The 7,231-nt window shown below is 68.4% G+C and carries 5 protein-coding genes; all 5 read left to right on the forward strand.

From position 1 onward, the window contains the following. Window positions 1-46 precede the first annotated feature (46 nt). From ABD481_RS35835 to nuoN, 5 genes are read left to right on the forward strand one after another with little or no spacing between them, the layout of a single operon-like run. On the forward strand, window positions 47-865 hold the full coding sequence (locus ABD481_RS35835; RefSeq protein ID WP_425559375.1) for an NADH-quinone oxidoreductase subunit J: 819 nt from the start codon (window positions 47-49) through the stop codon (window positions 863-865). Next, on the forward strand, window positions 862-1,161 hold the full coding sequence (gene nuoK / locus ABD481_RS35840) for an NADH-quinone oxidoreductase subunit NuoK (RefSeq protein ID WP_344670290.1): 300 nt from the start codon (window positions 862-864) through the stop codon (window positions 1,159-1,161). Before ABD481_RS35835 ends, nuoK begins: the two co-directional genes overlap by 4 nt. Window positions 1,162-1,170: 9 nt before the next feature. After that, window positions 1,171-3,087, forward strand: coding sequence for an NADH-quinone oxidoreductase subunit L (gene nuoL / locus ABD481_RS35845; protein ID WP_344670291.1), 1,917 nt, complete (start codon window positions 1,171-1,173; stop codon window positions 3,085-3,087). Window positions 3,088-3,100: 13 nt separating this feature from the next. Then, on the forward strand, window positions 3,101-4,678 hold the full coding sequence (locus ABD481_RS35850; RefSeq protein ID WP_344670292.1) for an NADH-quinone oxidoreductase subunit M: 1,578 nt from the start codon (window positions 3,101-3,103) through the stop codon (window positions 4,676-4,678). Window positions 4,679-4,683: 5 nt separating this feature from the next. Beyond that, window positions 4,684-6,366: an NADH-quinone oxidoreductase subunit NuoN gene (nuoN, locus tag ABD481_RS35855; RefSeq protein ID WP_344670297.1), complete on the forward strand. Its 1,683-nt coding sequence runs from the start codon at window positions 4,684-4,686 to the stop codon at window positions 6,364-6,366. Window positions 6,367-7,231 lie beyond the last annotated feature (865 nt).

Consider the following 7,231-nt stretch of genomic DNA (forward strand, 5'->3'; position numbering starts at 1 on the left):
TTCGGCACTCGGCCCGCACCAGGCCGCGGTGGTCCTCGCCGACGGGATGGGCAAGACCTCCACCGGTGAGGCGGTGCAGTTCTGGGTCCTGGGCGCGGTGGCCGTGCTCGGCGCGCTCGGGATGGTGCTGTCCAAGAAGGCTGTGCACTCGGCGCTGTCGCTGGCCGCGACCATGGTCTGCCTGGCGGTCTTCTACCTGGCGCAGGGGGCGTACTTCCTGGGCGTGGTGCAGATCGTCGTCTACACCGGCGCGATCATGATGCTGTTCCTGTTCGTGCTGATGCTGGTCGGCGTCTCCAGCGCCGACTCGCTGGTCGAGACCATCAAGGGCCAGCGCAAGCTGGCGGTGCTGGCCGGCGTCGCGTTCGCGGTGCTGATCATGACCACCCTGGGCCACGCGCGGCTGGGCTCGTTCGCCGGCTCCGGCGCGGCCAACGCCGGGGGCGGCAACGTCAAGAACCTGGCGGACCTGATCTTCAGCAAGTACTTCTGGGCCTTCGAGGTCACCTCGGCGCTGCTGATCACCGCGGCGGTCGGGGCGATGGTGCTGACCCACCGGGAGCGCCTGGTGGCCCGCAAGTCGCAGAAGGAGCTGGTCGAGGAGCGGGTGCGCACCGGCAAGCGGATGACGCCGCTGCCGACGCCCGGCGTCTACGCCCGGCACAACGCGGTGGACATCCCGGCGCTGCTGCCGGACGGCTCGCCGGCCGAGGACTCGGTCAACGCCACGCTGGTGGCCCGCACCCCGGTGCGCGACGCGGTCGGGCTGACCGCGGTCACCCGGCAGGCCATGGCCGTCCCGCGCCAGGGTGAGGCCCCGCTGGTGGAGAGCACCGCGGGCGCCGCGAACGGAGACAACGAATGAACCCCGAGAACTACCTGTTCCTGTCGGCGCTGCTGTTCACGATCGGCGCCTTCGGGGTCCTGATCCGGCGGAACGCCATCGTGGTTTTCATGTGCGTGGAGCTGATGCTCAACGCGGTGAACCTGTCGCTGGTGACCTTCTCCCGGATGCACGGCGACCTCACCGGCCAGGTCATCGCCTTCTTCACGATGGTGGTGGCGGCCGCGGAGGTCGTGGTCGGCCTGGCCATCATCGTGTCCGTGTTCCGCACCCGCCGCTCGGCCTCGGTCGACGACGCGAACCTGCTGAAGTACTGAGAGGCGGGAATGGAAAAGCTCATCTGGCTTGTCCCGGGACTGCCGCTCCTCGGCGCGGCGGTCCTGCTCCTGGGGGGCAGGCGCACCAACGCCTGGGGGCATCTGCTGGGGTGTCTGACCGCCCTGGGCAGCTTCGCCCTCGGCGCCGGGCTGTTCTTCACCATGCTGGGCAAGAGCGACGCCGAGCGGAGCATGCACCAGCACCTGTACTCCTGGGTGCCGGTGCCCGGGACGGGGCAGAACCCGTTCCAGGCCGACGTGTCGTTCCAGCTGGACCAGCTCTCGATGGTGTTCGTGCTGCTGATCACCGGTGTCGGATCGCTGATCCACATCTACTCGATCGGCTACATGAGCCACGACCGGGAGCGCCGGAAGTTCTTCAGCTACCTGAACCTGTTCCTGGCGGCCATGCTGATCCTGGTGCTGGCCGACAACTACCTGCTGCTGTACGTCGGCTGGGAGGGCGTCGGTCTGGCGTCGTACCTGCTGATCGGGTTCTGGCAGCACAAGCCGAGCGCGGCGGCCGCGGCCAAGAAGGCGTTCGTGGTCAACCGGGTCGGTGACGTCGGGCTGTCGATCGCGGTGATGCTGATGTTCGTCACCTTCGGGTCGTTCAGCTTCGACACCGTCTTCGGGACCGCGAAGGGCGCCTCGGACGGCACGCTGACCGCGATCGGGATCATGCTGCTGCTGGCCGCCTGCGGCAAGTCGGCGCAGTTCCCGCTGCAGACCTGGCTCGGCGACGCGATGGAGGGCCCGACCCCGGTCAGTGCCCTGATCCACGCCGCGACCATGGTGACGGCCGGGGTCTACCTGATCGTCCGCTCGCACGCGATCTTCGACCTGTCGCCGACCGCGCGCCTGCTGGTGACCATCGTCGGCGCGATCACGCTGCTGTTCGGCGCGATCGTCGGTTGCGCCAAGGACGACATCAAGAAGGGCCTGGCCGGCTCGACGATGTCGCAGATCGGCTACATGATCCTGGCCGCGGGCCTGGGCCCGATCGGCTACGCCTTCGCGATCATGCACCTGGTCACCCACGGCTTCTTCAAGGCCGGGCTGTTCCTGGGCGCCGGATCGGTCATGCACGGCATGAACGACGAGGTGAACATGCGCCACTACGGCGGCCTGCGCAAGTACATGCCGATCACCTTCGGCACGTTCTTCCTGGGCTACCTGGCGATCATCGGCTGCCCGCCGTTCTCCGGGTTCTACTCCAAGGACAAGATCATCGAGGCCGCGTTCAGCAAGGGCGGCACCTCGGGCTGGATCCTGGGCGGCGCGGCCCTGCTCGGTGCGCTGATCACGGCGTTCTACATGACCCGCATGGTGATCATGACGTTCTTCGGCGAGAAGCGCTGGGTCGAGGACGCCGACGGGCACGAGCCGCACCCGCACGAGTCGCCCTCGACGATGGCGCTGCCGATGCTGCTGCTGGCGGTCGGGTCGGTCGGCGCCGGCTTCCTGTTCAACATGAACGAGTCGTTCGTGAAGTGGCTGGAGCCGGTCGTGGGTCCGCGCGCGGAGGGCAAGCTGCCCGGCGGGCTGAACTCCACGACGCTGTCGATCATCACCCTGGCGGCGGTGGCCGTGGGGGTCGGGTTCGCCTACCTGAAGTACGGCACCCGGAAGGTGCCGGCGGTCGCCCCGCGCGGCTCCTTCATCACCGTGGCGGCCCGCAAGGACCTGTACGGCGACGCCTTCAACGAGGCGGCGCTGATGCGCCCCGGCCAGTACCTGACCCGGACCCTGGTCTACACCGACAACCGCGGTGTGGACGGCGCGATCAACGGCCTGGCGGCCCTGGTCGGCGGGACTTCCGGGCGCCTGCGGCGGCTCCAGAACGGGTTCGTCCGCTCCTACGCCCTGTCCATGTTCGGGGGAGCGGCCGCGTTGATCGCCGCGATCCTGTTCGCGAAGCTCTAAAGGGAGACTGGAGATGAGCAGCTTTCCCTGGTTGACCACGCTGGGCGCCGTCCCGCTGGTCGGTTCGGCCGCGGTGGCCGCGCTGCCGAAGGAGAAGGGCGACCTGGCCAAGAAGGTCGCGCTGGCCTTCAGCACGGCCACCCTCGGTGTCGCGGTCGCGATGGCCACGCAGTTCAAGAAGGGCGGCGACCGGTTCCAGTTCACCGAGAGCCACCCGTGGATCAAGGCGTTCCACATCAACTACGGGCTCGGGGTCGACGGCATCGCGCTGGTGCTGATCCTGATGGCCGCGGTGCTGATGCCGATCGTGCTGCTGGCGGCGTGGAACGACGCCGACGAGGCGCAGGCCGCCGGCAAGCGCTCGGTGCGCACCTACTTCTCGCTGTTCCTGCTGCTGGAGACCATGATGATCGGGGTCTTCGCGGCCACCGATCTGTTCCTGTTCTACGTGTTCTTCGAAGCCATGCTGATCCCGATGTACTTCCTGATCGGGTCCTTCGGCGGGCCGCAGCGGTCCTACGCGGCGGTGAAGTTCCTGCTGTACTCGCTGTTCGGCGGGCTGTTCATGCTGGCCGCGCTGATCGGCCTGTACGTGGCCTCCGGCAAGCACCTGAGCTCGGCGACGTTCGACTTCAACACCTTGGCGAACGCGGTGGCCTCCGGGCAGCTGGGGATCAGCGCGGGCCTGGCCAAGGCGCTGTTCCTCGGGTTCTTCGTGGCCTTCGCGGTCAAGGCGCCGCTGTTCCCGTTCCACACCTGGCTGCCGGACGCCGCGGCCGAGGCCACGCCGGGTTCGGCGGTGCTGCTGGTCGGCGTGCTGGACAAGGTCGGCACCTTCGGGATGCTGCGCTACTGCCTGGAGCTGTTCCCGGGCGCCTCGCGGTTCTTCACGCCGCTGGTGATCGGGATGGCGATCGTCGGCACCATCTACGGTGCGCTGCTGGCGATCGGGCAGACCGACATCAAGCGGCTGATCGCGTACACCTCGATCTCGCACTTCGGGCTGATCACGCTCGGGGTCTTCGCGATGACCTCGCGCGGGCAGAGCGGTGCCTCGCTCTACATGGTGAACCACGGGCTGTCGACCGGCGCGCTGTTCATCGTGGCCGGCTTCCTGATCTCCCGGCGCGGGTCGCAGCTGATCGACGACTACGGCGGCGTGAACAAGGTGGCGCCCAAGCTGGCCGGGGTGTTCCTGATCGCCGGACTGTCCTCGCTGGCGCTGCCGGGGCTGTCGTCCTTCGTCTCGGAGTTCCTGGTCCTGGTCGGCACCTTCGAGCGCTACAAGGCGGTCGCGATCGTGGCCACCACGGCGATCATCCTGGCCGCGCTCTATGTGCTCTGGCTCTACCAGCGGACCATGACCGGCCCGCTGAAGGCCGGGCTGGAGAAGATGACGGACCTGCGGCCGCGCGAGGTGCTGGCCGTCGCGCCGCTCATCGCGCTGATCATCGGCCTGGGCTTCTACCCCAAGCCGGTGCTCGACATCGTGAACCCGTCCGTCAACACCACCCTGTCGCACGTTCAGAAGCAGGACCCGGCTCCGGCGGTGAACGTGATGCAGCCTCTGCCGAAGGCGGAACAGAAGTGAGCGTTCTGACTCTCCTCGCGGGGGCGCCCGGCGACCCGGCCGTCCCCGGCGCCCTCACCGGCGCCGCGACGAGCACCTTCACCGCGCCGCACGTCGAGTACCGGGCTCTGATGCCGATGCTCGTGGTGTTCGGCGCGGCCACCGCCGGGATCCTGGTGGAGGCCTTCCTGCCCCGGACCCGGCGGTACTGGGCCCAGGTCGGGATCTCGCTGGCCGGGGTGCTGGTGGCCCTGGGCTTCGTGATCTCCAACCACGGCATGGCCCAGACCGCCGCCGCCGGGGCGGTGTCGGTGGACGGCGTGACGCTGTTCCTGCAGGGCACCATCCTCATCCTGGCGGTGCTGGCCATCCTGCTGGTGGCCGAGCGCGGCACCTCCGCGGTCGACCTGGACGCCTTCGCAGCGCAAGGCGCCTCCGCGCCGGGCAGCGGCGGCGAGCGGGCCGCCGAGGCGGCCGGTCTGCGCTCCACCGAGGTCTTCCCGCTGATGCTGTTCTCGATCGGCGGCATGCTGCTGTTCCCCGCCGCGAACGACCTGCTGACCTCGTTCGTGGCCCTGGAAGTGCTGTCCCTGCCGCTGTACCTGCTGTGCGGGCTGGCCCGCCGCCGGCGGCTGCTGTCGCAGGAAGCGGCGATGAAGTACTTCCTGCTGGGGGCGTTCTCCTCGGCGTTCTTCCTCTACGGCGTGGCGCTGCTCTACGGCTACGCCGGCTCGGTGCGGCTGTCCACCGCACTGGACCCGGTCGGCGCCAACGGCGTGGCGGAGCCGTCGATCGCCACCGCGATCTCCGCCGGCTCGCACTCCGACGTGCTGCTGCTCGCCGGGATCGCGCTGCTGGCGGTCGGCCTGCTGTTCAAGGTCGGCGCGGTGCCGTTCCACTCCTGGACGCCCGACGTCTACCAGGGCGCGCCCACCCCGATCACCGGCTTCATGGCCGCCGCCACCAAGGTCGCCGCCTTCGGCGCCCTGCTGCGCATCGCCTACGTGGCACTGCCCGGCATCCGCTGGGACTGGCGCCCGGTGATGTGGGGCGTGGCGATCCTGACCATGCTGGTCGGCGCGGTGCTGGCGATCACCCAGCGGGACATCAAGCGGATGCTCGCCTACTCGGCGATCCTCAACGCCGGCTACATCCTGCTCGGCGTGATCTCGATGACCGCCAAGGGCGTCAGCTCCACGCTGTTCTACCTGGCCGCCTACGGCTTCGCCACCATCGGCGCCTTCGCAGTGGTCACCCTGGTCCGCGAGTCGGTGCCAGGCCGCGGCGAGGGCGAGGCCGCCTCCACAGTCGGCGGCGAGGCCACGGACCTGTCCGCCTGGGCAGGCCTCGGCCGACGCTCCCCACTGCTGGCAGCCTGCTTCACCGTGTTCCTCCTGGCCTTCGCCGGCATCCCCCTGACCTCCGGCTTCACCGGCAAGTTCGCCCTGTTCACAGCCGCGACCGACGGCGGCGCCTGGCCGCTGGTGATCGTCGGCGTGATCGCCTCAGCAGCCGCGGCGTTCTTCTACGTCCGGGTGATCGTGCTGATGTACTTCAGCGAGCCCCTGGTCGAGGGCCCGGTCGTGGTGATGCCGTCGCTGATGACGTCGGTGGCGCTGGGCTTGACGGTGGTGGCTACGGTCGCGCTCGGTGTGGTGCCGCAGATGGCGCTGGATCTGGCGGACAAGGCGGCTTATTTCGTGCAGTGAGTGTTGGGTGGCGCTTTTGTGCGCCTGAGTGGCCTTGCGCCTCGGACCATCGTGGGTTGGTGGTTCGGGGCGTTTGGTTTGGGGGGTTTTTAAGCTGAAACCTAGAGCTAAAGGCTAAAAGCTGGGTAAAGCAGGCGCCTCCGGCGGGGGCCTCTGATCCCTCGGAGAACTGGCGCTGCTCCATAGGTGGGCCTGGCTAGTCGCTGCGCTGGCGGTTTGTGGGGTGGGGGTTTGTTCCCCTCGCTCACGTCGGCAGCCCTACGGGTACAGCACCGCCGCCCAGGTATCAAGTCCATGCCGCTGCGGTGAGAGTTCTATTGCTGCGGTTGGGCTTGCATGAACTTGACACCTGGTCGGCGGTACTGTAGGCAAAGCCCTGCCGACGTGACCGAGGAGAACAAACCAAAAACCCAGGGAGAGAGCTGACAATCACTGGGTAGGAGGCTGGGCGCCTCGCTGACTACGGCCGCCGGGAAGGTTCAAAGCAAAAGCGGTGGCCGGAGTCCTGCCGCGCCAGCGCCCCAAATACTTGCCTCGCCAGCGACCTGCCGCACTGGCGCCCCAAAGACCTGCCTGACCGGCGACCGAAGTCCTGCCCTGCCGGCGCCCCAAAGACTTGCCTGACCGGCGACTTGCCGTGCTGGCGCCCCAGAGACCTGCCTCGTCGGCGGCCGAGGACCTGGTCTACTGGCAGTCGAAGGTTCGCTCTACCGGCGGCCGGAGGGCTGAAGTGGCCGCCCACCGCCCCCGGATCCTTCAGTCCTCTCCCTGGGTTTTGGTTTGTTCTCCTCGGTCACGTCGGCAGGGCTTTGCCTACAGTACCGCCGACCAGGTGTCAAGTTCATGCAAGCGCAACCGCAGCGCT

The organism is Catenulispora yoronensis (genome assembly GCF_039531695.1).
Classification (GTDB): domain Bacteria; phylum Actinomycetota; class Actinomycetes; order Streptomycetales; family Catenulisporaceae; genus Catenulispora; species Catenulispora yoronensis.

Coding starts and splice junctions, on each gene's coding strand:
- ABD481_RS35835 (WP_425559375.1), top strand. CDS start 47: ATGGGCAAGACCTCCACCGGTGAGGCGGTGCAGTTCTGGGTCCTGGGC.
- nuoK (WP_344670290.1), top strand. CDS start 862: ATGAACCCCGAGAACTACCTGTTCCTGTCGGCGCTGCTGTTCACGATC.
- nuoL (WP_344670291.1), top strand. CDS start 1,171: ATGGAAAAGCTCATCTGGCTTGTCCCGGGACTGCCGCTCCTCGGCGCG.
- ABD481_RS35850 (WP_344670292.1), top strand. CDS start 3,101: ATGAGCAGCTTTCCCTGGTTGACCACGCTGGGCGCCGTCCCGCTGGTC.